Origin of the sequence: Halomonas sp. B23F22_3 (genome assembly GCF_043496965.1) — a bacterium.
Taxonomy (GTDB): domain Bacteria; phylum Pseudomonadota; class Gammaproteobacteria; order Pseudomonadales; family Halomonadaceae; genus Halomonas.
In genome coordinates, this window is record NZ_JBIEKG010000008.1 from 26,151 (window position 1) to 50,445 (window position 24,295).

General features: G+C 67.6%; 29 protein-coding genes. 19 read left to right on the forward strand and 10 right to left on the reverse strand.

Annotated elements, in window-relative coordinates:
• The first annotated feature begins 6 nt into the window (after positions 1-6).
• The 14 genes from rpsN (at position 7) to rplQ (ending at position 7,294) form a co-directional block, all read left to right on the forward strand.
• Entirely contained in the window at positions 7-312 is a 306-nt protein-coding gene (gene rpsN, locus ACGTNG_RS17310; RefSeq protein ID WP_394797750.1) for a 30S ribosomal protein S14, read from the forward strand.
• A 32-nt stretch (positions 313-344) separates the two neighbouring features.
• Entirely contained in the window at positions 345-737 is a 393-nt protein-coding gene (rpsH, locus tag ACGTNG_RS17315; RefSeq protein WP_089848240.1) for a 30S ribosomal protein S8, read from the forward strand.
• A gap of 9 nt (positions 738-746) precedes the next feature.
• Positions 747-1,277 carry a 50S ribosomal protein L6 gene (rplF, locus tag ACGTNG_RS17320; protein ID WP_394797751.1) on the forward strand — a complete coding sequence of 177 codons (531 nt, stop codon included), beginning with the start codon at positions 747-749 and terminating at the stop codon, positions 1,275-1,277.
• A gap of 9 nt (positions 1,278-1,286) precedes the next feature.
• Complete coding sequence (gene rplR / locus ACGTNG_RS17325) at positions 1,287-1,637, forward strand: 50S ribosomal protein L18 (RefSeq protein WP_089848238.1); 351 nt, start codon at positions 1,287-1,289, stop codon at positions 1,635-1,637.
• An 11-nt stretch (positions 1,638-1,648) separates the two neighbouring features.
• Positions 1,649-2,149 (forward strand): 30S ribosomal protein S5, encoded by a 501-nt coding sequence (rpsE, locus tag ACGTNG_RS17330; protein WP_089848236.1) that lies wholly within the window; start codon positions 1,649-1,651, stop codon positions 2,147-2,149.
• A 5-nt stretch (positions 2,150-2,154) separates the two neighbouring features.
• Complete coding sequence (rpmD, locus tag ACGTNG_RS17335) at positions 2,155-2,337, forward strand: 50S ribosomal protein L30 (protein ID WP_013331010.1); 183 nt, start codon at positions 2,155-2,157, stop codon at positions 2,335-2,337.
• A 3-nt stretch (positions 2,338-2,340) separates the two neighbouring features.
• Positions 2,341-2,775, forward strand: a complete 435-nt coding sequence (rplO, locus tag ACGTNG_RS17340; RefSeq protein WP_138181607.1) for a 50S ribosomal protein L15 — start codon at positions 2,341-2,343, stop codon at positions 2,773-2,775.
• Positions 2,776-4,107, forward strand: a complete 1,332-nt coding sequence (gene secY / locus ACGTNG_RS17345) for a preprotein translocase subunit SecY (RefSeq protein ID WP_071943836.1) — start codon at positions 2,776-2,778, stop codon at positions 4,105-4,107.
• Positions 4,108-4,136: 29 nt separating this feature from the next.
• Positions 4,137-4,250: a 50S ribosomal protein L36 gene (gene rpmJ / locus ACGTNG_RS17350; RefSeq protein WP_008959154.1), complete on the forward strand. Its 114-nt coding sequence runs from the start codon at positions 4,137-4,139 to the stop codon at positions 4,248-4,250.
• 123 nt (positions 4,251-4,373) lie between these two features.
• Positions 4,374-4,730, forward strand: coding sequence for a 30S ribosomal protein S13 (gene rpsM, locus ACGTNG_RS17355; RefSeq protein WP_282734482.1), 357 nt, complete (start codon positions 4,374-4,376; stop codon positions 4,728-4,730).
• A 39-nt stretch (positions 4,731-4,769) separates the two neighbouring features.
• Positions 4,770-5,156, forward strand: a complete 387-nt coding sequence (gene rpsK / locus ACGTNG_RS17360) for a 30S ribosomal protein S11 (RefSeq protein ID WP_013331014.1) — start codon at positions 4,770-4,772, stop codon at positions 5,154-5,156.
• Between the two features lie 12 nt (positions 5,157-5,168).
• The gene (gene rpsD / locus ACGTNG_RS17365) at positions 5,169-5,789 is read left to right on the forward strand and encodes a 30S ribosomal protein S4 (RefSeq protein ID WP_108447061.1); all 621 of its coding nucleotides are present in this window, start codon (positions 5,169-5,171) and stop codon (positions 5,787-5,789) included.
• 83 nt (positions 5,790-5,872) lie between these two features.
• Complete coding sequence (locus ACGTNG_RS17370) at positions 5,873-6,871, forward strand: DNA-directed RNA polymerase subunit alpha (RefSeq protein WP_138181610.1); 999 nt, start codon at positions 5,873-5,875, stop codon at positions 6,869-6,871.
• A gap of 39 nt (positions 6,872-6,910) precedes the next feature.
• Positions 6,911-7,294 (forward strand): 50S ribosomal protein L17, encoded by a 384-nt coding sequence (gene rplQ / locus ACGTNG_RS17375; RefSeq protein ID WP_349759282.1) that lies wholly within the window; start codon positions 6,911-6,913, stop codon positions 7,292-7,294.
• 85 nt (positions 7,295-7,379) lie between these two features.
• On the opposite strand, the gene ACGTNG_RS17380 is transcribed toward rplQ, so the two are convergent.
• Together ACGTNG_RS17380 and uvrA are read right to left on the reverse strand one after the other, a co-directional pair.
• Positions 7,380-8,159: a TonB-dependent receptor gene (locus ACGTNG_RS17380; RefSeq protein WP_394797752.1), complete on the reverse strand. Its 780-nt coding sequence runs from the start codon at positions 8,157-8,159 to the stop codon at positions 7,380-7,382.
• 151 nt (positions 8,160-8,310) lie between these two features.
• Entirely contained in the window at positions 8,311-11,166 is a 2,856-nt protein-coding gene (gene uvrA / locus ACGTNG_RS17385) for an excinuclease ABC subunit UvrA (protein WP_394797753.1), read from the reverse strand.
• A gap of 159 nt (positions 11,167-11,325) precedes the next feature.
• Here uvrA and ACGTNG_RS17390 point away from each other — a divergent pair, with 159 nt between their 5' ends.
• The 4 genes from ACGTNG_RS17390 (at position 11,326) to ACGTNG_RS17405 (ending at position 15,070) form a co-directional block, all read left to right on the forward strand.
• Positions 11,326-12,720 carry an MFS transporter gene (locus ACGTNG_RS17390; protein WP_394797754.1) on the forward strand — a complete coding sequence of 465 codons (1,395 nt, stop codon included), beginning with the start codon at positions 11,326-11,328 and terminating at the stop codon, positions 12,718-12,720.
• An 80-nt stretch (positions 12,721-12,800) separates the two neighbouring features.
• Entirely contained in the window at positions 12,801-13,418 is a 618-nt protein-coding gene (gene ssb / locus ACGTNG_RS17395) for a single-stranded DNA-binding protein (protein WP_394797755.1), read from the forward strand.
• A gap of 24 nt (positions 13,419-13,442) precedes the next feature.
• Positions 13,443-14,318 (forward strand): sugar nucleotide-binding protein, encoded by an 876-nt coding sequence (locus tag ACGTNG_RS17400; RefSeq protein ID WP_394797756.1) that lies wholly within the window; start codon positions 13,443-13,445, stop codon positions 14,316-14,318.
• Positions 14,315-15,070: a lysophospholipid acyltransferase family protein gene (locus ACGTNG_RS17405; RefSeq protein ID WP_394797757.1), complete on the forward strand. Its 756-nt coding sequence runs from the start codon at positions 14,315-14,317 to the stop codon at positions 15,068-15,070. Before ACGTNG_RS17400 ends, ACGTNG_RS17405 begins: the two co-directional genes overlap by 4 nt.
• Before the next feature lie 112 nt (positions 15,071-15,182).
• On the opposite strand, the gene fabB is transcribed toward ACGTNG_RS17405, so the two are convergent.
• Positions 15,183-16,400, reverse strand: coding sequence for a beta-ketoacyl-ACP synthase I (fabB, locus tag ACGTNG_RS17410; protein ID WP_394797758.1), 1,218 nt, complete (start codon positions 16,398-16,400; stop codon positions 15,183-15,185).
• A gap of 13 nt (positions 16,401-16,413) precedes the next feature.
• Complete coding sequence (gene fabA, locus ACGTNG_RS17415; protein WP_089848204.1) at positions 16,414-16,929, reverse strand: 3-hydroxyacyl-[acyl-carrier-protein] dehydratase FabA; 516 nt, start codon at positions 16,927-16,929, stop codon at positions 16,414-16,416.
• Positions 16,930-17,255: 326 nt separating this feature from the next.
• On the opposite strand from fabA, the gene ACGTNG_RS17420 reads away from it, so the two are divergent.
• The gene (locus tag ACGTNG_RS17420) at positions 17,256-19,124 is read left to right on the forward strand and encodes a putative bifunctional diguanylate cyclase/phosphodiesterase (RefSeq protein WP_394797759.1); all 1,869 of its coding nucleotides are present in this window, start codon (positions 17,256-17,258) and stop codon (positions 19,122-19,124) included.
• Here the strand turns inward: ACGTNG_RS17420 and ACGTNG_RS17425 are convergent.
• From ACGTNG_RS17425 to ACGTNG_RS17450, 6 genes are all read right to left on the reverse strand, one after another.
• Positions 19,074-19,601, reverse strand: a complete 528-nt coding sequence (locus ACGTNG_RS17425; RefSeq protein WP_394797760.1) for a DUF2878 domain-containing protein — start codon at positions 19,599-19,601, stop codon at positions 19,074-19,076. The genes ACGTNG_RS17420 and ACGTNG_RS17425 overlap by 51 nt on opposite strands.
• Before the next feature lie 6 nt (positions 19,602-19,607).
• Positions 19,608-20,795 carry a class I SAM-dependent methyltransferase gene (locus ACGTNG_RS17430; RefSeq protein ID WP_394797864.1) on the reverse strand — a complete coding sequence of 396 codons (1,188 nt, stop codon included), beginning with the start codon at positions 20,793-20,795 and terminating at the stop codon, positions 19,608-19,610.
• A 77-nt stretch (positions 20,796-20,872) separates the two neighbouring features.
• Positions 20,873-21,652, reverse strand: coding sequence for a DUF1365 domain-containing protein (locus ACGTNG_RS17435; protein WP_394797761.1), 780 nt, complete (start codon positions 21,650-21,652; stop codon positions 20,873-20,875).
• A complete protein-coding gene (locus tag ACGTNG_RS17440) occupies positions 21,649-23,043 on the reverse strand; it encodes an NAD(P)/FAD-dependent oxidoreductase (protein ID WP_394797762.1) in 1,395 nt (464 codons plus the stop codon). The genes ACGTNG_RS17435 and ACGTNG_RS17440 overlap by 4 nt, the downstream gene beginning before the upstream one ends.
• Positions 23,040-23,834 carry an SDR family NAD(P)-dependent oxidoreductase gene (locus tag ACGTNG_RS17445; RefSeq protein ID WP_394797763.1) on the reverse strand — a complete coding sequence of 265 codons (795 nt, stop codon included), beginning with the start codon at positions 23,832-23,834 and terminating at the stop codon, positions 23,040-23,042. Before ACGTNG_RS17445 ends, ACGTNG_RS17440 begins: the two co-directional genes overlap by 4 nt.
• A 25-nt stretch (positions 23,835-23,859) precedes the next feature.
• On the reverse strand, positions 23,860-24,294 hold the full coding sequence (locus ACGTNG_RS17450) for a nuclear transport factor 2 family protein (protein WP_394797764.1): 435 nt from the start codon (positions 24,292-24,294) through the stop codon (positions 23,860-23,862).
• Position 24,295 lies beyond the last annotated feature (1 nt).

The following is a 24,295-nucleotide window of genomic DNA, read 5'->3' on the forward strand; positions in this document are numbered from 1 at the left end:
GGGATCATGGCAAAGAAAAGCATGGTAGAGCGTGAGGCGAAGCGCACCAAGCTGGTGGAGAAGTATGCCGCCAAGCGCGCCGAGCTCAAGGCGCTCATCCAGGACGTGAACGCTTCTGACGAAGAGCGCTTCGACGCGCAGCTCAAGCTGCAGCAGCTGCCGCGTGACTCCAGTCCGGTGCGTCAGCGCAACCGCTGCCGTATTACCGGCCGTCCGCACGGCTACTACAACAAGTTCGGCCTCGGCCGCAACAAGCTGCGTGAAGCCGCCATGCGTGGCGATGTGCCCGGACTCAAGAAGTCCAGCTGGTAACGCCACGTAGAATCATCAGGAGCGCAACGTAAATGAGCATGCAAGACACTCTGGCGGATATGTTTACCCGTATCCGCAATGCGCAGATGGCCACCAAGGAGACGGTTTCCATGCCGTCCTCCAAGCTGAAGGTCGAGGTGGCCCGCGTGCTGAAAGAAGAGGGCTACATCGGCGATTTCGCCGTCAGCGAGTCCGCCAAGCCCGAACTGACCGTGACCCTCAAGTACTTCGAGGGTAAACCGGTCATCGAGCACCTGCAGCGGGTTTCCAAGCCGTCCCTGCGCCAGTACAAGGGCAAGGACGCGCTGCCGAAGGTCGCCGAAGGTCTGGGCGTCGCCATCGTCACCACCTCCAACGGTGTGATGACGGATCGCGCGGCTCGTCAGGCGGGTGTCGGTGGCGAAGTCATCTGCACCGTATTCTAGGAGTTTGGAATGTCCCGCGTAGCCAAATATCCGGTCAAATTGCCCGCAGGCGTCGAGATCAAGCTCGACGGTGACCAGCTGTCCGTCAAGGGCAGCCAGGGCACCCTGTCCATGCCCGTTCACCAGGATGTGGTGATCGGTCGGGAAGAGGGACAGCTGACCTTCCAGCCGAGCGAAAGCGCGAAGAGCTGGGCAATGGTCGGTACCACCCGTGCCCTGGTTCAGAACCTGGTCACCGGTGTCAGCGAGGGCTTCACCAAGACCCTCGAAATCATCGGCGTCGGTTATCGTGCCCAGGCCAAGGGCCAGACGCTCAATCTTACACTGGGCTTCTCGCACCCGGTCGACTACACCCTGCCTGAAGGTGTCACGGCGGAAACGCCGAAGAACACCGTCATCGTGCTGAAGAGCGCGGACAAGCAGGCGCTCGGCCAGTGTGCTGCGGAAATCCGCGCCTTCCGTCCGCCCGAGCCCTACAAGGGCAAGGGTGTCCGGTACGCCGACGAGCAGGTGCGTCGCAAAGAAGCCAAGAAGAAGTAAGGCAGGGTTATGAACGCGAAGAAAGAATCTCGTCTCCGTCGTGCCCGCCGTGCTCGCGCCAAGATCCGCGAGCTGGGCGTGTATCGCCTGTGCGTCAATCGTACCCCCCGCCACATCTACGCGCAGATCATCTCGCCGGATGGTGGCAAGGTCCTCGCCAGCGCTTCCACGCTGGACAAGGCCCTGCGCGAGGGTGCGACCGGCAACGCCGACGCCGCCTCCAAGGTGGGCGCGCTGATTGCCGAACGTGCCAAGCAGGCTGGCATCACCCAGGTGGCTTTCGATCGTGCCGGCTTCAAGTACCACGGTCGTGTGAAGGCCTTGGCTGACGCCGCTCGTGAAGGCGGCCTGGAATTCTAAAGGGTTTTACGATGGCGAAGAACGAACAGCAAAACGGCGATCTGCAGGAAAAGCTCGTGCAGATCAACCGTGTCGCCAAGGTGGTCAAGGGTGGCCGAATCTTCGGTTTCACCGCCCTGACCGTCGTGGGTGACGGTAACGGTCGTGTGGGCTTCGGCCGCGGCAAGGCACGTGAAGTGCCGGTCGCGATCCAGAAGGCCATGGACCAGGCGCGTCGCAACATGGTCAAGGTGAACCTCACCGGCGGCACTCTGCAGTACCCGGTCAAGGCCCGTCACGGCGCCTCCAAGGTGTACATGCAGCCGGCCTCCGACGGTACCGGGATCATCGCCGGCGGTGCCATGCGCTCCGTGCTCGAGCTGGCTGGCGTGCATAACGTCCTGGCCAAGTGCTACGGCTCCACCAACCCGGTGAACGTGGTGCGGGCGACCGTCAACGGTCTGGCCTCCCTGCAGTCGCCGGAAGACGTGGCCGCCAAGCGCGGTCTGCCTGTCGAAGCGATCACGGGGTAAGCACCATGTCAGCAACGATCAAGGTTACCCAGACCCGCAGCACCATCGGCGTACTGGCCAAGCACAAGGCCACCATGAAGGGCCTCGGCCTGCGTCGCATCGGTCACACGGTTGAGCTGGAAGACACCCCTGCCGTCCGCGGCATGATCCACAAGGTCAACTACCTTGTGCGTGTTGAGGGAGAGTAATCCATGAAACTCAATAGCCTGAGCCCGGCACCGGGCTCCAAGCACGCCGAGAAGCGCGTCGGTCGTGGCATCGGCTCCGGTCTGGGCAAGACCGGTGGCCGCGGCCACAAGGGCCTGAAGTCGCGCAGCGGCGGCAGCGTGAAGCCCGGTTTCGAGGGCGGTCAGATGCCGCTGCAGCGGCGCCTGCCCAAGTTCGGCTTCACCTCCGCGAAGTCGCTGGTTTCCGAGGAAGTCCGCCTGGCCGAGCTGGCCCGGGTCGCGGGTGATGACGTCACCCTGGACACCCTCAAGGAAGCCAACGTGCTCAAGGATGCCACCAAGCATGCCAAGGTGATCCTTTCCGGCGAACTGAACAAGGCGGTCACGGTCCGCGGTCTCAAGGTCACCAAGGGTGCCCGTGCCGCGATCGAAGCCGCCGGCGGCAAGGTAGAGGACTAAATGGCTAAGTCAGGAAACATGCCGGCGATGGGTAGCGGTCTGGGTGAACTCTGGGCGCGTCTGCGCTTCGTGCTCCTCGCCATCGTGGTCTACCGTATCGGTGCCCACATCCCCGTTCCCGGTATCAATCCTGACCAGCTTGCTGCCTTGTTCAGGGAGCAGCAGGGCACCATCCTGGGCATGTTCAACATGTTCTCGGGCGGTGCCCTGGAGCGCATGAGTATCATGGCGCTGGGCATCATGCCCTACATCTCGGCGTCGATCATCATGCAGCTGATGACTGCGGTCTCGCCTCAGCTCGAGCAGCTGAAGAAGGAGGGTGAGGCCGGCCGTCGCAAGATCAGCCAGTACACCCGCTACGGCACGGTACTGCTGGCTCTGGTCCAGGCCACCGGCATGTCGGTGGGTCTCGCCAGCCAGGGGATCGCCTACTCGGCCGACTTCAGCTTCTACTTCACCGCCATCGTGACCTTCGTCACCGGGGCGGTGTTCCTGATGTGGCTGGGTGAGCAGATCACCGAGAAGGGCATCGGCAACGGCATCTCGCTGCTGATCTTCTCGGGCATCGTCGCCGGCCTTCCGGGTGCCGTGGGGCAGGCCTTCGAGCTGGCCCGCAACGAAGGTGCCTGGAACGTCCTGCCGCTGCTGGCCCTGACCGTGCTGGGCATCGCCACCGTGGCCTTCGTGGTGTTCATCGAGCGCGGCCAGCGCCGCCTCACCGTGAACTATCCGCGTCGCCAGGTGGGCAACAAGATGTATGCCGGCCAGAGCAGCTACCTGCCGCTCAAGGTCAACATGGCGGGCGTGATTCCGGCGATCTTCGCCTCGAGCATCCTGCTGTTCCCGGCGTCGCTGGGTCAGTGGGTCGGGGCCGGGGATGGCATGGAATGGCTGCAGAGCGCCTCCCAGGCCCTGGGCCCGGGGCAGCCGCTCTACATCTTGCTTTTCGCCGCGGCGGTGGTATTCTTCTGCTTCTTTTACACAGCGCTGGTCTTCAACCCCAAGGATGTCGCTGACAACCTCAAGAAGTCAGGGGCCTTCCTGCCGGGCATCCGCCCCGGCGAGCAGACCGCTCGCTACATCGACAAGGTCATGACCCGCTTGACCCTGTTCGGCGCGCTTTACATCACTGCGGTTTCCCTGATGCCCCAGTTCCTGATCGTGGCCTGGAACGTGCCGTTCTTCTTCGGCGGTACCTCGCTGCTGATCGTGGTGGTGGTCATCATGGACTTCATGGCCCAGGTGCAGTCGCACCTCATGTCGCACCAGTACGAGTCGGTGATGAAGAAGTCCAACCTGAAAGGCTACGGTAGCGGCGGCATCATGCGCTGAGGCGCGCCGCTGGCGATTTGGAGAGAACGATGAAAGTTCGAGCTTCCGTGAAGAAAATGTGCCGCAACTGCAAGATCATTCGTCGCAATGGCGCCGTACGCGTCATCTGCAGCGAGCCGCGGCACAAGCAGCGTCAGGGCTAAGTCCGACGCTGCACTGAACCGGGTGCCGGCATGCCCCTTGTCCTCGAGCGAGGAAAGGGGTATGCTGTTGCGCCTTTTGTAGATGATTAATCGAGCAAGCCGCTCAAATTTCGGAGTAAGCTGATGGCCCGTATTGCAGGCGTCAATATCCCGGACAACAAGCATGCGGCGATCTCGCTGACCTATATCTTCGGGATTGGCCGTACTCGCGCGCAGGACATCTGTGCCGCGACCGGCATCGCGCCGACCACCAAGATCCAGGAGCTGTCCAGTGAAGATCTGGATACCCTGCGCTCTGAAGTCGGCAAGTACACCGTGGAAGGTGACCTTCGTCGTGATGTGACGCTGAATATCAAGCGTCTCATGGACCTGGGTTGCTATCGTGGTCTGCGTCATCGTCGTGGTCTTCCGCTGCGTGGTCAGCGTACCAAGACCAATGCGCGTACCCGTAAGGGCCCGCGCAAGCCGATCCGCAAATAACACGCACGTTCTGGCGTAAAGACAGGAATAGACATCAACATGGCTAACCCGCGTAGCAACCGTAAAAAGGTTAAAAAGCAGGTAGTGGATGCCGTCGCGCATATCCACGCCTCTTTTAACAACACGATCATTACGATCACAGACCGCCAGGGCAACGCCCTTTCCTGGGCGACTGCCGGTGGTTCGGGTTTTCGTGGTTCTCGCAAGAGCACCCCGTTCGCTGCTCAAGTGGCAAGCGAGCGTGCAGCGACCGCTGCAGCCGAGTATGGTGTGAAAAACGTCGACGTGCTGGTCAAGGGCCCCGGTCCTGGCCGTGAATCCGCCGTGCGCGCACTCAATGCCGCCGGCTTCCGCGTGCAGAGCATCACCGACGCGACGCCCATTCCGCACAATGGCTGCCGTCCGCCGAAGAAACGCCGCGTTTAAGGAGACAGATTCATGGCTCGTTACATTGGACCGAAGTGCAAACTGTCTCGTCGTGAGGGGACCGACCTCTTCCTCAAGAGCGGTGTCACTCCCTTCGAGAAGAAGTGCAAATCCGAGCAGATCCCGGGTGTGCACGGCCAGCGCCGTCAGCGTCTTTCCGACTACGGCTTGCAGCTTCGCGAGAAGCAGAAAGTACGTCGCATGTACGGCGTACTCGAGAAGCAGTTCCGCAACTACTACAAGGAAGCGGCCCGCCTGAAGGGCGCGACCGGCGAGTTGTTGCTGCAGCTTCTCGAATCCCGACTGGACAACGTCGTCTACCGCATGGGCTTCGGCTCCACGCGTTCCGAGGCGCGTCAGCTGGTCAGCCACAAGGCGATCGCCGTCAACGGCAAGACCGTCAACGTGGCGTCCTACCAGGTCAAGCCGGGTGACGTGGTCTCCGTCCGTGAGAAGGCGAAGAACCAGGCGCGCATCCAGACTTCCCTGGCCATCGCCGCCAATCGCGGCGACGTGGTGTGGGTCGAGACCGATGCCAAGAAGATGGAAGGCACTTTCAAGGCCCTGCCTGAACGCGGTGACCTGTCTGCCGACATCAACGAAAACCTGATCGTCGAGCTGTACTCCAAGTAAGCGGCGCCCGCGTCGCGCCGCCCCCGTCCGCGGGGGCGGCCTGGAGTACCGACAATCCGTTTGGCAGCCTGATAGGTGTTCATATGCAGCGTTCAGTGACAGAGTTTCTCCGTCCTCGCGACATCAAGGTCGAAGAGATCAGCGCACACCACGCCAAGATCGTGCTCGAGCCCTTCGAGCGTGGCTTCGGCCACACGCTGGGGAATGCCCTGCGTCGCATCCTGCTCTCGTCCATGCCCGGCTGTGCCGTGGTGGAAGCCGAGATCGCCGGCGTCGAGCATGAGTACAGCGCGATCGAGGGCGTCCAGGAAGATGTCATCGAAATCCTCCTGAACCTCAAGGACGTGGCGCTCCGGATGCATAGCCGCGACGAGGCAGTGCTCTCGCTGAACAAGCAGGGGCCGGCCGTCGTGACGGCAGGGGACATCGCGCTCGACCACGACGTCGAGATCGTCAACCCCGAGCATGTCATCGCCCACGTCAATGAGGGATCCGAGCTGAAGATGCAGCTCAAGGTCGCTCGCGGCCGCGGCTATGAGCCGGCGGACGCCCGTGGCGAGGCCGACGACGAGTCCCGCGCCATCGGTCGCCTGCAGCTGGATGCTACCTTCAGCCCCGTGCGCCGGGTTTCCTACTCGGTCGAGGCCGCGCGTGTCGAACAGCGCACCGACCTCGACAAGCTGATCATCAACCTGGAAACCGACGGCACCCTGGATCCGGAAGAGGCGATCCGTCGCAGCGCTACCATCCTGCAAGAGCAGCTGGCCGCGTTCGTCGACCTGGAAGCCGACAAGGAACAGGAAGTGGTGGAGGAAGAGGATCATATCGATCCGATCCTGCTGCGCCCCGTAGACGATCTCGAGTTGACCGTTCGCAGCGCCAACTGCCTGAAGGCCGAGAACATCTACTACATCGGGGATCTGATCCAGCGCACCGAAGTGGAGCTGCTGAAGACCCCCAATCTCGGCAAGAAGTCCCTGAATGAGATCAAGGACGTGTTGGCCGCCCGCGGGCTTTCTCTGGGCATGCGGCTGGAGAACTGGCCGCCCGCTAGCCTGAAGGACGACAAGGCCTCCGCGTGAGCCTCGACTCGAGTCCCAGTTTGGTAAGGAATCACAACCATGCGTCATCGTAAGAGTGGTCGTCATCTGAATCGTACCAGCACGCATCGTCAGGCCATGTTCAAGAACATGTCTGTCTCGCTGGTCGAGCACGAAGTGATCAAGACAACCCTGCCCAAGGCCAAGGAGCTGCGTCGCGTCATCGAGCCGCTGATCACCCTGGCCAAGCAGGACAGCGTCGCTAACCGTCGTCTGGCCTTCAGCCGCACCCGCTCGAAGGAAGCGGTCGGCAAGCTCTTCAACGAGCTGGGTCCGCGTTACGCCGAGCGTCCGGGCGGTTACGTCCGTATCCTCAAGTGCGGTTTCCGCACCGGCGACAACGCCCCCATGGCCTTCGTCGAACTGGTCGACCGTCCGGTCGTCGAGGAAGCCGCCGAGGAGTGATCCTCGACCGGCGACCCTCGCGTCCCGAGACCAAACCGGCTCCCCCTGGGAGCCGGTTTTTTTGTGCCTGCGGGCGGGCCAGGTGTCAGAAGCGGTAGCTGAAGGCCAGCAGCGGACCCTCGTAGATGACCTGGTCGAGGTAGTCGCCGTCGTCGAGCTTCCACTTCATGTAGCGATAGGCCGCTGTCACGCTGCTGGCCCCCCAGTCGTACGAGAGGCCGGTGAAGGCGTGCAGGGTAACCTCGGTGCTGCCGGTGCCGACGTCCAGGATGTACGGCGAGGACCAGTGCGGCGTGTAGGCATAGTGTCCGCGCACGCCGAGGGTGGCGTCGGTGAGGTTCTCCTCGGTCTCGAAGCGCCGGGCGATGCCGGTATCGGTCTCCACGGTGAGCTCGGTCTCGAACCGCGTGTAGCGAACGCCGCCGGTGGCGTAGACGGCCCATCGGGGACCACGATACCACTCGTGGCCGACATAGGCGTGGACCAGGGTCGTCTTACTGGTGAAGTCCAGCGCCGTGTCGATGCTCTCGGGGCCGTCGGGCACTGCGTTCCGTACCGGCACGTCGACGTCGCCATCCTTGCCGACGTCGGCATAGAGCGCATCGAAGCCGTACAGCCAGGGTCCGGTGCGATGCACCAGTGCGCCCATCAGGCCGAACTCCAGGTTCTCGATCAGCGTCTCGCTGCTGGTCTCCAGGCGGGTGCCGCCCTCCAGCTTCTGGTCGACGTCGTTGGCCCAGAGGAAGAGTGTGGCCGTCGTCTCGGCGGCGGCGACCTGGGTGGCCGGCAGGGCCAGGCAGAGTGCCGTACTGGCGAGCAGGCGCGAGGCTGGAGCGAAGCGGGAGGGGAAGGCGACGAGGGGCATGGGCGTTCTCCAGAGGCGCGCAGGACAGGCGATGACCGCGTCTGACCTCAAGCTAGCACATCCTGGCGGGTGCGCCGTAGGCGGGGCCTCTGGCGAGGGGCGAGGGCGCGGCTGCCCGCCCATGAGGAGGGGCAGCCGCAGCGGAGTGGGATCAGGCCGGCACGGTGTCGTCGCCGGCCTTGCTGCGCTCGAGCAGCGGCTTCAGGAAGCGGCCGGTGTGTGACGCCTCGTGGCGCGCCACCTGCTCCGGCGTGCCCTCGGCGACGATGCGCCCGCCCCCGGAGCCGCCCTCGGGGCCGAGGTCGATCAGCCAGTCCGCGGTCTTGATCACGTCCAGGTTGTGCTCGATCACCACGATGGTGTTGCCGTGGTCGCGCAGGCGGTGCAGCACCGTGAGCAGCTGACGGATGTCCTCGAAGTGCAGGCCGGTGGTCGGCTCGTCGAGGATGTAGAGCGTCTTGCCGGTATCGCGCTTGGCCAGCTCCCGGGCCAGCTTGACCCGCTGGGCCTCGCCGCCGGAGAGGGTGGTGGCGCTCTGCCCCAGGCGGATATAGGAGAGCCCGACGTCGAGCAGGGTCTGCAGGCGCCGGGCGATGGCCGGCACCGGCGAGAAGAACGCCAGCGCCTCCTCGACGGTCATCTCCAGCACCTCGTGGATGCTCTTTCCCTTGTAGGCGATCTCCAGGGTCTCGCGGTTGTAGCGCTTGCCCTTGCAGACGTCGCAGGGCACGTAGATGTCCGGCAGGAAGTGCATCTCCACCTTGATCATCCCCTCGCCCTGGCACGCCTCGCAGCGACCGCCCTTGACGTTGAAGGAGAAGCGGCCCGGCTTGTAGCCCCGGGCGCGCGCCTCCTGGGTGCCGGCGAACAGCTCGCGGATCGGCGTGAAGATGCCGGTGTAGGTGGCCGGGTTGGAGCGCGGCGTGCGCCCGATGGGGCTCTGGTCGATGTCGATCACCTTGTCGAGGTGCTCGAGGCCCTCGAGGCGATCGTGGGCGGCCGGGGTCAGGCTGGTGGCGCGGTTGAGTTCCCGGGCGGCGATCGGCATCAGGGTGGCATTGATCAGCGTCGACTTGCCGGAACCCGAGACGCCGGTGATGCAGACGAACAGCCCCAGCGGAAGCGTCAGGGTGACCTCCTGGAGGTTGTTGCCCCGCGCGCCGGAGAGGCGCACCACCTTCTCGGGGTTGCCGGGAATCCGCCACGGCGGCACCTCGATGCGCCGGCTACCGCACAGGTACTGGCCGGTGAGGGAGTCGGGGGTCGCCATGATGTCCTGGGGCGTGCCCTGGGCGACGATCTGCCCGCCGTGGACGCCGGCCCCGGGGCCGATGTCGAGCACGTGGTCGGCGGCGCGGATGGCATCCTCGTCGTGCTCGACCACGATCACGGTGTTGCCCAGGTCGCGCAGCCGCTCCAGGGTCTGCAGCAGGCGGTCGTTGTCGCGCTGGTGCAGGCCGATGGAGGGTTCGTCGAGGATGTACATCACCCCGACCAGGCCGGCGCCGATCTGGCTGGCCAGGCGGATGCGCTGGGCCTCGCCGCCGGAGAGCGTCTCGGCGCTGCGCTCCAGGTTCAGGTAGTCGAGCCCGACGTTGACCAGGAACTCCAGGCGCGCGTGGATCTCGTTGATGATCTTCACGGCGATCTCGCCGCGCCGCCCCGGCAGGCTGAGCTCGCCGAAGTAGGCCAGCGCCTCGCCGATGGGCAGCCGGACGAGCTGCGGCAGGGTGTTGTCGTCGATGTAGACGTGCCGCGACTCCCGGCGCAGTCGCGAGCCGTGGCAGGTCGGGCAGGGCTGCACGGCGATGTGCCGGGCCAGGTCCTCGCGCACCATGCTCGACTCGGTCTCGCGATAGCGGCGCTGCATGTTGGGCAGCACGCCCTCGAAGGGGTGCTCGCGAGTGACCTTGCGGCCGCGGTCGTTGACGTAGTGGAAGGCGATGTCGTCGCTGCCGCTGCCGTGGAGGATGACCTCACGTTCGTGGCGGGCCAGGTCCTGCCAGGGCGTCTCCAGGGTGAAGCGATAGTGGTCGGCGACCGCCTGCAGCTGGTTGAAGTAGTAGACGCTGCGCCGGTCCCAGCCCTTGATCACGCCCTCGGCCAGGGAGAGTTCGGGGTGGCTGATCAGCTTGTCGGGATCGAAGAACTGCTGCACGCCCAGGCCGTCGCAGGTGGAGCAGGCGCCGGCCGGGTTGTTGAAGGAGAACATGCGCGGCTCGAGCTCGGCGATGGAGTAGCCGCACACCGGGCAGGCGAAGCGCGCCGAGAAGGCGAGATCCTCCGCCTCGCCGTCCATGAAGTGGATCATGGCGGTGCCGTCGGCGAGGTTGAGCGCCGTCTCGAAGGATTCCGCCAGGCGCTGGGCCAGCCCCTCGCGGACCTTGATGCGGTCGACCACCACGCTGATGTCGTGCTTCTTGTTCTTGTCCAGCGGGGCGATGTCGTCGAGCTCCAGCACCTGGCCATCGATCATGGCGCGCACGAAGCCCTGGGCGCGCAGCTCGGCCAGCAGCTGCAGGTGTTCGCCCTTGCGTCCCTTCACCACCGGGGCCAGCAGCATCAGCTTGCTGCCCTCGGGCAGGGCCAGCACCTGGTCGACCATCTGCGACACGGTCTGCGCCTCGAGATCCTCGCCGTGCTCGGGGCAGCGCGGGGTGCCGGCGCGGGCGAACAGCAGGCGCAGGTAGTCGTAGATCTCGGTGATGGTGCCGACGGTGGAGCGCGGGTTGTGGGAGGTGGACTTCTGCTCGATGGAGATCGCCGGCGACAGCCCCTCGATGTGGTCGACGTCGGGCTTCTCCATCATCGACAGGAACTGGCGCGCGTAGGTGGAGAGCGACTCCACGTAGCGGCGCTGGCCCTCGGCATAGAGGGTATCGAAGGCCAGCGACGACTTGCCCGATCCGGAGAGCCCGGTGACCACGATCAGCTTGTCACGGGGCAGTTCGACGTCGATGTTCTTCAGGTTGTGGGTGCGCGCACCCCTGACCAGAATTGTGTCCATTCCCACCTCGCCGGACGCGGCAAAACCTCGATTATACGGGGCGGGCCGCACCGGCGGCAAAGCGCCGCCGCCCTCGGCTTTCCCTGGGGGGTGGCGAGCCGCTAGAATATGCGGTCCACCTCCGGGCCCCAGGGCCCGTCCACGGAAGTTCTAATCGCTATGCGAAAGGTCTCAGGACTGCTGTTAGCCACCGAGCGTCGTGCCATCACCGGGCTGGCCGGGCTCTATGCCACGCGCATGCTCGGGCTGTTCATGGTGCTGCCGGTGCTCGCCCTGTACGCCGACGACCTGGCGGGCGCCACGCCCCTGCTGGTCGGCCTGGCGCTGGGCATCTACGGCCTCACCCAGGCGGTGCTGCAGATCCCCTTCGGGCTGCTCTCCGACCGCCTGGGGCGCAAGCCGGTGATCGCCTTCGGCCTCGTGCTGTTCATGCTCGGCAGCCTGGTGGCCGCCCAGGCCGACTCCATCGGCGCGGTGATCCTGGGGCGCTGCCTTCAGGGCAGCGGCGCCGTGGCGGCGGCCATCATGGCGCTGCTCGCCGACCAGACCCGCGAGCAGGTGCGTACCGCCGCCATGGCCACCATCGGGCTCTCCATCGGCGTGGCCTTCGCCGTGGCCATGGTGCTGGGGCCCTGGCTCGCCGCGGATCATGGCCTCGCCGGCGTCTTCTGGTTCACCGCCGCCCTGGCGCTGCTGGGGCTCGGCGTGCTGTGGAAGCTGGTGCCGCCAGCGCCGCGCCGTGTGCGTCACCGCGACGTGGGCATGGACCGCGAGCAGCTGCGCGGCATCCTGGCGCGCAGCGACCTGTGGCGCATGGATCTCTCGATCTTCGCCCTGCACCTGGTGCTGATGGCGATCTTCGTCGCCGTGCCCTTCCGGCTGGTGGAAGCGGGGATCGCCGTCGAGCAGCACGGCCTGACCTATCTCGGCGTTATGCTGCTGGCCTTCGTGGCCATGGTGCCGCTGGTGATCGTCGCCGAGAAGCGCCGCCGCATGAAGAGCATGTGCCTCGCCGCGATCACCGGCATCACCCTGAGCCTGTTCGGGCTGGCGGGCCTCGGCGAAGGGATCTGGGCGCTGTTCGGCTGGCTGCTGCTGTTCTTCATCGCCTTCAACCTGCTCGAGGCCACACTGCCCTCGATGCTCAGCAAGCTCGCCCCGGCCGGTGCCAAGGGCACCGCCATGGGCGTCTATTCCACCAGCCAGTTCCTGGGCGCCTTCCTCGGCGGGGTGCTGGGCGGCTGGCTCGCCCAGCAGTGGGGGCTCTCCGCGGTCTTCATCGGCTGCGGCCTGCTGGGCCTCGCCTGGCTGGCGGCGATGGCCGGCATGACGCCCCCTCGCCACCTCTCCAGCGAGGTGGTGGCGCTCGATGACCACGAGCAGGACGATGCCCTGGAGACGCTGATGGCGCGCTTCGCCGACGTGGCCGGGGTGGAAGACGTGCTGGTCGTTCCCGAGGAGCGCCTGGCCTACCTTAAGGTGGACCGGCAGCGCCTCGACGAGCAGGCCCTGGCGCGCCTCACCGGCTCCGGCAATCCCCACAGCGGCGGCTGAGCCGCGTATGATCCGGAGAGGGCGCCCTGGGTGCCACTCGATCGCCGTATAACGCATTTCATGACAGCAAGGAGTTCCCCATGGCCCGTGGCATCAACAAGGTCATCCTCATCGGCAACCTCGGCCAGGATCCGGAAGTGCGTTTCACGCCCTCCGGCACCGCCGTTGCCAACCTCAACCTGGCCACCACGGACACCTGGATGGACCGCCAGAGCGGCCAGCGCCAGGAGCGCACCGAGTGGCACCGGATCGTGCTGTTCAACAAGACCGCCGAGATCGCCCAGCAGTACCTCAAGAAGGGCTCCAAGGTCTACATCGAGGGCCGCCTGCAGACCCGCAAGTGGCAGGATCAGAACGGCCAGGACAAGTACAGCACCGAGATCGTCGCCAACGACATGCAGATGCTCGACGGCCGCGGTGACGGCGGCCAGGGCGGCGGCTTCGGCGGCGGCCAGCAGGGCGGCGGTCGTCCCCCGCAGCAGGGTGGCCAGTACGGCGGCGGCCAGCCTCCGCAGCAGGGCGGCAACTTCGGCGGCGGCCAGCAGCCGCCTCAGCAGGGCGGTCAGTACGGTGGCGGTCAGCCCCAGCGTCCGGCCCCGCAGCCGGCCCCGCCTCAGCAGGGTGGCCAGCAGGGCGGCAACTACGGCGCTCCGGATCCGGGCAGCTTCGACGATTTCGACGACGAGATCCCGTTCTGATCGGGCGTTAGCCGAGGAGATGCCGTGAAGCTGCTGATTCTGGAGGCCGGCCACTGCCTGAGCCTGGCGATGGCCCGCGAGGCCAACCGGCGCAGCGACACCGAGCTCACCATCGAGCCGGCGTTGCAGACCACGCCGGCGCGGCTCGAGACGCTGCGCCCGGATGCGCTGGTGATCCCGCCGCTGTCCCGGCCGCTCAGCGCCGAGCCGGCGGCCGTCACGGCCCACGCCGAGGCGGTCGAGGCCTGCATGGAGCTCTGTCGCGAGGCGGAGATCCCGCTGGTGTGGTGCGTCTCCGACCAGCTCTACGAGGACGGCTTCGACGTCCCCATCGACGAGCACGTGATTCCCGAGCCCCGGGACGACGGCCTGCGGCGGCTGGTGCGCACCGGTGATCGGATCCGCGCCGAGCTGCCGCGCCATCTGATCGTGCGCCTGGGGCCGCTGTTCGCCCTGGAGGGCAGCCACGCCTGGTTGAGCGAGCTGCTCGACACCTTCATCGAGGGCGGCGAGGTGCGCGCGGAGTCCGACGTGATCTTCTGTCCGACCTCGGCGGATGCCGTGGCCATGGCGCTGATCGGCATGCTCCAGCAGCAGCACTGCGGCGCCGATGCCTGGGGCAGCTATCACCTGGCCGGCTCCGAGCCGGTGAGCGCCTACACCTTCGTCTCGATGGTGCGTACCCAGCTCGACACGCGCCTCGAGGGGCGCGGCGAGCGGGTCGCCCTGGGCAGTGCCAAGGCACTCAAGCACCACCACGACCAGCCGCTGCGTCGGGTGCTGAACTGCCGGCGGGTGCTGGATGTGTTCGGCGTCCACCAGAAGCCCTGGCGGCTGGAGGTCGGTCGCATGCTGGATGCCTGGTGCCTGGTCAGGGCCGAGGAGTCGGCGCCGCGATGAACGTGATCCGCAGCCTGATCTTCTACGTCGGCTATGTCCTGGCCATGCTGGTCTGCGGGGTGCTCTTCCTGCCCCCGGCCCCCTTCCTGCCGCTGGCCTCCCGCTACCGGCTGCTCAACCTCTACAACCACTTCATCATCGCCTGGTTCCGGCTGGTCTGCGGCGTGCGCTACGAGTTCCACGGCCATGAACGCCTGCCGGACGGCCCCTGCGTGATTCTCTCCAATCATCAGTCCGAGTGGGAGACGGTCTACCTGCAGCTGCTGCATCCGCCGGTCTGCACGGTGCTCAAGCGTGAACTCCTGAACATCCCGGTCTTCGGCTGGGGGCTTCGCCTGCTGCATCCGATCGCCCTGGACCGCTCGAAGCCGGCCCGGGCCATGAAGCAGGTGCTCACTCAGGGCAAGGCGCGTCTCGAGGAGGGGCTCTCGGTGCTGATCTTCCCCGAGGGCACCCGGGTCTCCCCTGGGCAGCGCGTGCGCTACAACAAGAGCGGCGCGGTGATCGCCTGTCGCGCGGGCATGCCGGTGGTACCGGTGGCCCATAATGCCGGGGAGCGCTGGCCGGGGCGCCACTGGGTCAAGAAGCCGGGGCGCCTGACGCTGGAAGTCGGCCCGCCGATCGAGACCCACGGCCGTACGGCGGAAGAGGTGATGGCGGAGGCCGAGGCCTGGATCGAGGCGCGGCTGGCCGAGATCTCCGAGGTGCCGCGGCCCGAGGCGGCCGCCGAGCGGGTGAAGCGCCCGGCCTGAGGTCGGCCCCTCATCTTGGAGGCTAACGCAAGCCGCAACGCAAGAAGGCGCCCCAAGGGGCGCCTTCTTGCGTTCTTGCGTCGATCGGGCTGGCGTGCTGGATCAGCTGAGCTCAGTCCTTGAACTTCTCCAGCACCAGGCAGGCGTTGGTGCCGCCGAAGCCGAAGCTGTTGGACAGCACGCGATCGACCGTCACGCCATCGCGGCGCTCGGTGACGATGTCGAAGCCGGCCGCCTGCTCGTCGAGGTGCTCGATGTTGGCCGAGGCGGTGATGAAGTCGTTCTCCATCATCAGCAGCGAGTAGATCGCTTCCTGCACGCCGGTGGCGCCCAGCGAATGACCGGTCAGCGACTTGGTCGAGCTCATCGCCGGGGTGCGATCGCCGAACACCTCACGAATCGCCTTCAGCTCGGCGACATCGCCCACCGGGGTGGAGGTGCCGTGGGTGTTGACGTAGTCGATGTCGCCGTCGACCGTGGCCATGGCCTGGCGCATGCAGCGGGCCGCGCCCTCGCCGGACGGGGCAACCATGTCGTGGCCGTCGGAGGTGGCGCCGTAGCCGACCACCTCGGCGTAGATCTTGGCGCCACGGGCACGGGCGTGCTCCAGGTCCTCGAGCACCAGCATGCCGCCGCCGCCGGCGATGACGAAGCCGTCGCGAGCCTGGTCATAGGGGCGTGAGGCCTTGTCCGGCGTCTCGTTGTAATGGGTCGAGAGCGCGCCCATGGCATCGAACAGGCAGGACAGGGTCCAGTGCTCTTCCTCGCCGCCGCCGGCGAACACCACGTCCTGCTTGCCCAGCTGGATCTGCTCGACGGCACTGCCGATGCAGTGGGCCGAGGTGGCGCAGGCCGAGGAGATCGAGTAGTTGACGCCCTTGATCTTGAACGGCGTCGCCAGGCAGGCCGAGACGGTGCTGCCCATGGTGCGGGTGACCCGATAGGGACCCACGCGGCGCAGGCCCTTCTCGCGCATCACGTCGGCGGCCTCGACCTGGTTGGCGCTGGACGCGCCGCCGGAGCCGGCGATCAGGCCGGTGCGCTCGTCGGAGACCTGCTCCGGCGTGAGGCCGGCATCCTCGATGGCCTGGGCCATGGAGACGTAGGCGTAGGCCGCGGCATCGCCCATGAAGCGGCGCAGCTTGCGGTCGATCAGGGCGTCCAGGTCGATGTCGACGCTGCCGGCCACCTGACTGCGGAAGCCGCGTTCGGCGTACTCTTCCTTGAAGCGAATGCCCGAGCGCCCGTTCCGGAGCGCCTCCAGCACCTGTTGTGCATCGTTGCCCAGGCAGGACACGATGCCCAGGCCGGTGACTACCACTCGTCGCATGGGAGCCTCCTGATCAGAAGTTCGCGGTGGAGGTGAACAGGCCGACGCGCAGGTCGTTGGCCTGATAGATGTCGCGGCCGTCGACGCACACGGTGCCGTCGGCAATGCCCAGGATCAGGCGCCGGGTGATGATGCGCTTGATGTTGATGCGGTAGGTGACCTTCTCCGCCTCGGGCAGGATCTGGCCGGAGAACTTGACCTCGCCGCAGCCCAGGGCGCGACCGCGACCGGGGTGGCCGAGCCAGCCCAGGTAGAAGCCGACCAGCTGCCACATGGCATCCAGGCCCAGGCAGCCGGGCATCACCGGGTCGCCCGGGAAGTGGCAGTCGAAGAACCACAGGTCGGGGCGGATATCCAGCTCGGCGATCAACTCGCCCTTGCCGTGATCCCCACCTTCCTCGTGGATGTGCATGATGCGATCGAGCATCAGCATGTTGGGGGCCGGCAATTGCGCATTGCCCGGACCGAACAGCTCGCCGCGTGAGCAGGCCAGCAGTTCTTCGCGATCAAAGGAGTGTTGCTTGGTCACTGAATCGTTCCGAGTGTCGGGATTATTGTCTGCCGAAAGCGGCCTGAGGCCGCCGGGCGGCTGTGCCTAGTCTACTGTCCACACTCGACGAATGCACGCCGAGCGGGCTGCCCCGCCGCCTCGAGACCCGTGGCGTCACCATGCCCGGCCGCTCCCGGGACGCACCGTGTGGTGGCGGGCGCGCCCGGGTCCGGTGCGGGCCGTTCGCCGCCGGCCCGGGGGCGTCGCCCGTCGGGGAGGGGTCAAGCTTCCGCCGGCGCGGCCGATAACCACTCCAGAGCCCCGCCGCCGGGGCGTTCGTCCACTCATCAAGTGAGCGTCAGCCCATGTGGCCAGCCTTCTCTCTCAATCGACCGATGACCTGGATGGCCCTCTCGGCCTTCTCGGCCAGCATCTGGCTGCCCGGCATTCCGCTGCGCCTGGCCGCGGCCGTGCTGGTGGCGCTCGGGCTGCTGGATGCCTGGCGCCAGGTGCGCCTGGAGCATCAGCGCGCGCGCCTGGGGGAGGAGGCCCTCTCGCTCTCGGACGAGGGGGTGGTCATCACCGATGCCGCCAACCGCATCCAGGCCGTCAACCCGGCCTTCACCCGCATCACCGGCTACACCCTCGAGGAGGTCCGCGGCCGCGTGGCCAGCTCCCTGTCGGCCCCGCGCCACGACAAGGCCTTCTACGAGCACTACTGGCAGGTCCTGCACAGCACCGGGCGCTGGGAGGGCGAGATCTGGAGCCGGCGCAAGCAGGGCGACGAGTACCCCGAGTGGCTGCGGGCCCGGGTCGTCGCCGACGAGGCGGGCCGCATCAGCCACCACGTCTGCCTGTTCACCGATATCTCCGTCCACAAAGCCCGTGAGCGCGATCTGCAGCGGATCGGCTTCGAGGACCCGCTGACCGGCCTGCCCAACCGTCGGCGGCTCGGTGACCTGCTGGCCTCGCGCCTGCGTCACCTGCGGGCCGGCGAGAGCCTCGACATGGCGCTGATCGACATCGACGGCTTCAAGGAGATCAACGACGGCATCGGCGTGGAGCTTGGGGACCGGTTGCTCGCGCGCTTCGGGGAGCGGCTGGCGCGGCACGTGGCCGGAGGCGTGGTCGGGCGACTGGGCGGCGACGAGTTCATGGTGATCCGCACCACGACCCACGACGACCACGATCGCTGGATCAAGGGGCTGCAGGAGCACCTCGGCCAGCCCTTCGAGATCGATACGCACAGCCTGCGGCTGGGGCTGACGATCGGCAGCTGCCGCTGTCCCGAGGACGGTCGCGAGTCCGGGGAGCTCTTCCAGCGCCTGGAATCGGCGCTGTTCAGCGCCAAGCGCAACGGCCGCAACCACAGCCAGCGCTTCCGGCCTGCCCTCGACGTTCAGGACAGTCCGCAGCTCGGCCTGCTCAACGACCTGCGCAACGCGCTGGCCGTCGGCGGACAGCTGGAACTGCACTATCAGCCGCAGTATCGGCTGGGGGACGACCGCCTGGTCGGGCTGGAGGCCCTGCTGCGCTGGCGCCACCCCCGGGACGGCATGATCTCGCCCGGCGACTTCATCCCGCTGGCCGAGCGCCACGGCCTGATGTCGACCCTGGGGGACTGGGTGATCGATCAGGCGCTGGCCCAGCTGGCCCACTGGCAGCGCAAGGGGCTGCCGGACGCGGTGGTGTGGATCAACATCTCGGCCATGCAGCTCTTCCAGGGGGATCTGGAGACCGCGCTCGCCACCGGCCTCGCCCGCCATCGGGTGCCGGCGCAGCGGCTGGGGCTGGAGCTGACCGAGTCGGTGCTGCTCGACGAGCGGGCCGGCGACATCGCCCCGCGGCTGGAGCGGCTGCGCGGCCAGGGACATCGCGTGGCCATCGATGACTTCGGCACCGGCTACTCGTCGCTGGGCTACCTCAAGCACCTGCCGCTGGACAAGCTCAAGCTCGATCGCGCCTTCATCCGCGCGCTGCCCGATGATCGCGCCGATGCCGCCATCGTTTGTGCCGTCCTGGCCATGGCCGAGGGGCTGGGGCTTGCGGTGGTGGCGGAGGGGGTGGAGACCGAGGCGCAGCGCGACTTCCTGCTGGCCCACGGCTGCGCCGAGGTGCAGGGCTTCTTCTATGCCAGGCCCCAGCCGGCGGCGCGGCTGGAGGCCGAGTGGCAGGCCCAGGCCTCAGCGGGCGCGTCCCTCGAGGGCCGGCGCTTGGCCAAGGCGACGGCTTAGCGTCAGGCAGATCAGCGCCCAGGCCAGCGCCTCGACGGGCAGCAGCCAGGGCGCCAGCTCGACCCCGGCGAGCCGGGCACCGGCGAAGTAGGAGAGCGGACCGCTGGTGGCCCCGCCGAGCACGGCGAGCCAGGGGAGCGACCAGAGCCAGGCCAGCGAGTGGTGGATCAGGGTCGCGAACAGCGGCCAGAGCAGCCACAGCCACGGCGGCATGCCGGCGATGGCGAGCGTGTCGTCGGGGAACGCGAAGCCGCCGGCGAGCGCCAGGCTGCCGTCGACCGCGAGCCCCAGGACGGCGAAGGCCAGAAGCCAGCGCCACTCCCCGGGGCGACCCAGCCAGGCGAGGTGCAGGGTGACGATCAGCGCCACCGCGAGCCCGCCGAACAGCGAGCCGCCCAGCACGCAGGCGAACCAGCCGGCCTGGAAGGCGGCCAGGTTGGCCAGCATCTTCATGGGGCCGTCGGAGAGGGCGATCATCGCGACTCAAGCCTCCCCGGTGAGCGGCGCCGGCCGGGCGCCGGGCTTGGCCAGCAGCAGCTGGCAGGTACCGATGCTGCGCTCCATGAAGCCGCCCTCGCAGTAGCAGAGGTAGTAGCGCCACATGCGGATGAAGCGCTCGTCGTAGCCGAGCTTGCGCACGGTGTCCAGGCTCGCCTCGAAGCGGTGGCGCCACTCGCGCAGGGTGCGCGCGTAGTGCAGGCCGATCTCGTCCAGGTCGGTCAGGTTGAGCGAGGTGTGGCGGGCCACGCCGTCGAGGATGGCGCGATGCGACGGCAGGAAGCCCCCCGGGAAGATGTAGCGCTTGATGAAGTCCATCTCGCGCTTGGCCTCCTCGTAGCGTTGGTCGCGGATGGTGATCGCCTGCAGCATCGCCTGGCCGTCGTCGGTGAGCAGCCGGTCCAGCGTCGCCAGGTAGGTGCCGAGGTACTGGTACCCCACCGCCTCGATCATCTCCACCGAGATCAGCCGGTCATAGCGCCCCTCGAGCTGGCGGTAGTCCTGCTGCAGCAGGGTGATGCGATCGCCGAGCCCCTCCTCCTCGATGCGCCTTGCCGTGAAGGCATGCTGCTCCGCGGAGATGGTGGTGGTGGTGACGCGACAGCCGCGGGTCTTCGCCGCGTGGATGGCGAGCCCGCCCCAGCCGGTGCCGATCTCCAGCAGGTGGTGATGCGCCTGGACGTCGAGCTTGTCGAGCATCAGGTCGAGCTTGTGGGTCGAGGCCTCCTCGAGGCTCGCCTCGGCGTGGGGGAAGACCGCGCTCGAGTACATGCGGTGCTCGCGGTCGAGGAAGGTCGAGAAGAGCGCGTTGCCGATGTCGTAGTGAGCGGCGATGTTGCGCTTCGAGCCGCTCAGGCTGTTGCGCTGCAGGCGATAGAGGCCGCCCAGCAGCCAGCGGCCGAGCCGCGCGGTGCCGTTCTCCATCTCGCCGTTGACCCGTTCCAGGTTGGCGGCGAACAGCCGCACCAGGGCCACCGGGTCGTCGGCGTCCCAGTCGCCGTCCATGTAGGCCTCGGCGGCCCCCACGGTGCCGCCCAGGGCCAGGCGCTTCCAGGCGCGGTGGTGGCGCACCACCAGCGTCACGCGCAGCGCGCCGCCCTGGCCGAGGCGATGGCGTTGATGGCCGTCGGTCAGGATGATGGTGCCGCCCTCCAGGCGGTCGAGCTGGGCCATCACCCGCGGCTTGAGCCAACGCGTCAGGCGATCGCCCTCGGCGGCCAGGGGGCGGGCGGTGGCGGAGCGAAGCGTGTTCACGACGAGCTCTCCTCACGGGAAGGGTGGTCTTGTCCGGGGTGGTCATGGACCGGGAGGCGCTTGAGCCACAGCCGCAGCGCCTCGAAGTGAATGCCGGCCAGCGTCTTCAGGCTCATCCAGGGCTGGCGCGCCAGGGTGGCGAGCAGTGCGCCTCGGGTCGCCGGGCGACCCTCGAGGGTCAGGGTGGCGTCGAAGTGGCGCTGGCCCTCCTTCCAGTTCTCCATGTGCATCGACAGCGACTCGCCGGGCGTGTCGAAGCGCCAGCGATAGGTCATGTCCATGGGGTTGAAGGGCGAGACGTGCATCGCCTTGTCGAACTCGGCGGTGTGGCCATGGCGCCGGGGCTCCACGGCGCAGGCGTAGCGGGTCCGCTCGCCCCAGGGGGTGTTGCTCACCTCGCCGAGCAGGGCGCGCAACTCGCCGCGGGCATCGAAGGCGTAGTAGAGCGAGACCGGGTTGAAGCCGAGCCCGAAGGTACGCAGCTGGGTCAGCACGCAGATGCGACCGTCAGGGGCGCTGCCGAGCTGGCGCTCGAGCTCCTCACGCACGGCCTGCTTGAGGGGGCGGTCGTGGGGGCCGAGATAATCCCGGCGGCGAAATCTCGCCAGGGCCGGTCGCCGCGCGCTGAAGGCAGGCACGCCGTCGAAGAGCTCCGGCAGCTCGTCCAGGTCGAGCCAGGCCATCCACACGTCGTAGGTGAAGGCGTGGGGACGGGGCAGGAAGCGGCGATGGCGCAGCCTGCCCCGGTAGATCCGCGAGCGCGGTGTGCGCCTCATGCCAGGCCCTCTTCGGCCGCCGGCGACCGGGTGGCGGGGCGTTCGGTGCCCGGGCCCTGCTCGCCACAGCCCAGGTCCCGGGCAACCCGCAAGGCGCTCCAGACGCCATCCTCGTGGAAGCCGTTGCGCCAGTAGGCGCCGCAGTAATGAGTGCGCCGCGACGCGCCCGAGATCTCGGCGTGGTGCGCCTGGGCCGCCTGGCCGGCCAGGGTGAACTGCGGGTGGGCGTAGGTGAAGCGGCCCAGCACCCTGGCGGGGTCGATGGCGGCGCTGTCGTTCAGGGTCACGCAGAAGGTATGCGGCGCTTCGATGCGCTGCAGGATGTTCATGTCGTAGGTGACCGAGACGCGGGCCTCGTCGCCGCGGCCGTCGAGCCGGTAGTTCCAGCTCGCCCAGGCGCGCGGCCGACGCGGCAGCAGGCGGGTGTCGGTGTGCAGCACCACCTCGTTGTCCCGGTAGGGCAGGGCGCCGAGGATCTCGCGCTCGGCGTCGCTCGGGTCGTCGAGCATCGCCAGCGCCTGGTCGGCGTGGCAGGCCAGCACCACCTGGTCGAAGGCCTCCACGCCGGCGTCGCTTCGCACCTCGACCCGATCGGCGTGGCGGCGAAGCCCGCGCACCGGGGTCGCGAGCCGGATGCGCTCGGCGTAGGGCGCGGTCAGGGCCGGGATGTAGGCGCGCGAGCCGCCCACCAGGGTGTACCACTGAGGCCGGTCGTTGACCGACAGCAGGCCGTGGTGGCGGAAGAAGCGCACGAAGAACAGCAGCGGGAAGTCGCGCAGGTCGCGGATGCTGGCCGACCAGATGGCGGCGCCCATGGGCAGCAGGTAGCGCTGCTGGAAGTCGGCGTCGTAGCCGCCGGCGTCGAGCCAGGCGCCCAGCGTCATGGCCGGGTCGAGCCGGTCCTCCTCCAGCGCCCGGGTCGCCTCGCGGTTGAAGCGCAGGATGTTGCGCAGCAGCCGGTAGAAGCGGGGGCGCAGCAGGTTGCCCCGCTGGGCGAAGAGGCTCGCCAGGGTGTGGCCGTTGTACTCGAAGTCGCGGGCCGTCTCGTGCACCGAGAAGCTCATCTCGGTGGGCTGGGCGGCGACCCCGAGACGCCCCAGCAGGCGCTGGAAGTGCGGGTAGGTCCAGTCGTTGAAGACGATGAAGCCGGTGTCGATGGCGTAGTTCCGGCCGTCGAGCGAGACGTCGATGGTCGCGGTGTGGCCGCCGAGGCGCTCCTCGGCCTCGAAGAGCGTCACCTCGTGGCGGCTCGACAGGTACCAGGCGGCCGCCATGCCGCCGATGCCGCTGCCGATCACGGCGATTCGCTGGGCGGCATTTCGCTGGGCGGCATTCCGCCGGGCGGCACCCCGCTGGGGGGCGTCATGCGGGGGGCGGATCGGGGCGTTCATCGGCGGGCCTCCACGGGCGAATCCTGCCGGGTCATGCGCAGGCCCAGACGGTGGCGCAGGCCCGGGGGCAGGATGCCCATCAGCCGGACCAGCAGCGTGAAGCGGCGCGGGAAGTGGATGTCCAGGCGGCGTCGCGCGAGGCCTTCGAGGATCGCCTCGGCGGCGGCGTCGGTGGAGATGCGCATGGGCATGTCGAAGTCGTTGCGGTCGGTGAGCGGCGTCTTCACGAAGCCGGGATGAATCAGGCTGACTCCGATCCCTTCGCCGGCCAGGTCCAGGCGCAGCGACTCCATGAAGTGGCTAAGCGCCGCCTTGGAGGCGCCATAGGCCTCGGCCCGGGGCAGCGGCAGATAGGCCGCGGCGCTGGAGGTGGCGGCCAGCAGCGGATGGCCTCCCTCCTCGCGGGCCCGGCGCAGCAGCGGCAGCGCCGCCTCGATGCAGTAGACGGCGCCGAAGAAATTGGGGGCGAAGACACGCTCGACGAGCGCGACCTCGAAGTCGCGAGCGTCCAGGTATTCGCAGGTGCCGGCGTTGAGGATCGCCAGGTCCAGGCCACCGAACGCCTCGGTCAGGCGCTCGCCGGCCCGCGCGACGGCGTCCCGGTCCGCCACGTCCAGGGGCAGCGGCAGGGCATTCTCAAAGCCGTCGCAGAGCTCGGCCAGGGCCGATGCGCTGCGGGCGCTCAGCGCCACCCGGTGGCCCTGCGCGAGCAGGCGCTCGGCCAGGGCGCGGCCGATGCCGGAGGTGGCCCCCGTCAGCCAGATGCGCTGTGTGTCGCTCGCGTTGCTCATGCGCTCTCCCCATCCTCGATGGCCGTCATTGGCCCAGTTGTCGCTTCACCCGACGTATCACCCCGCCCAGCAGGGGAAGGCGTTCGTAGAGCAGGGCGCCCGCATCGAAGTAGTCGCGATGCCGAGCCACCCGGCCATCCGGGGCGAAGCGCAGGTGTGAGCACCCCTCGACCTCGATGCCGCGTCCCCCGTCGAGCCTCGGATGCACCAGGTGCATCGTCCAGGTGACGAAGGCCGTGTCCTCCTGCTGCCATCGCTCGTGGAAGGTGAAACGGCACGATGTCACGTTGTCGTACAGGTTCTGGAAATACCCCTCCAGCGCCTCGCGGCCCTCGATCTGGTGCAGCGGGTCGGTGAAGCTCACCTCCGCAGTGTATACCTCGTCGAGTTTGTTTGTACAGGTCTTGTCCAGTTTATTGAAGAAGGCGCAGAAGGCCTCCAGGTCCGCCGTCGCGTGCATC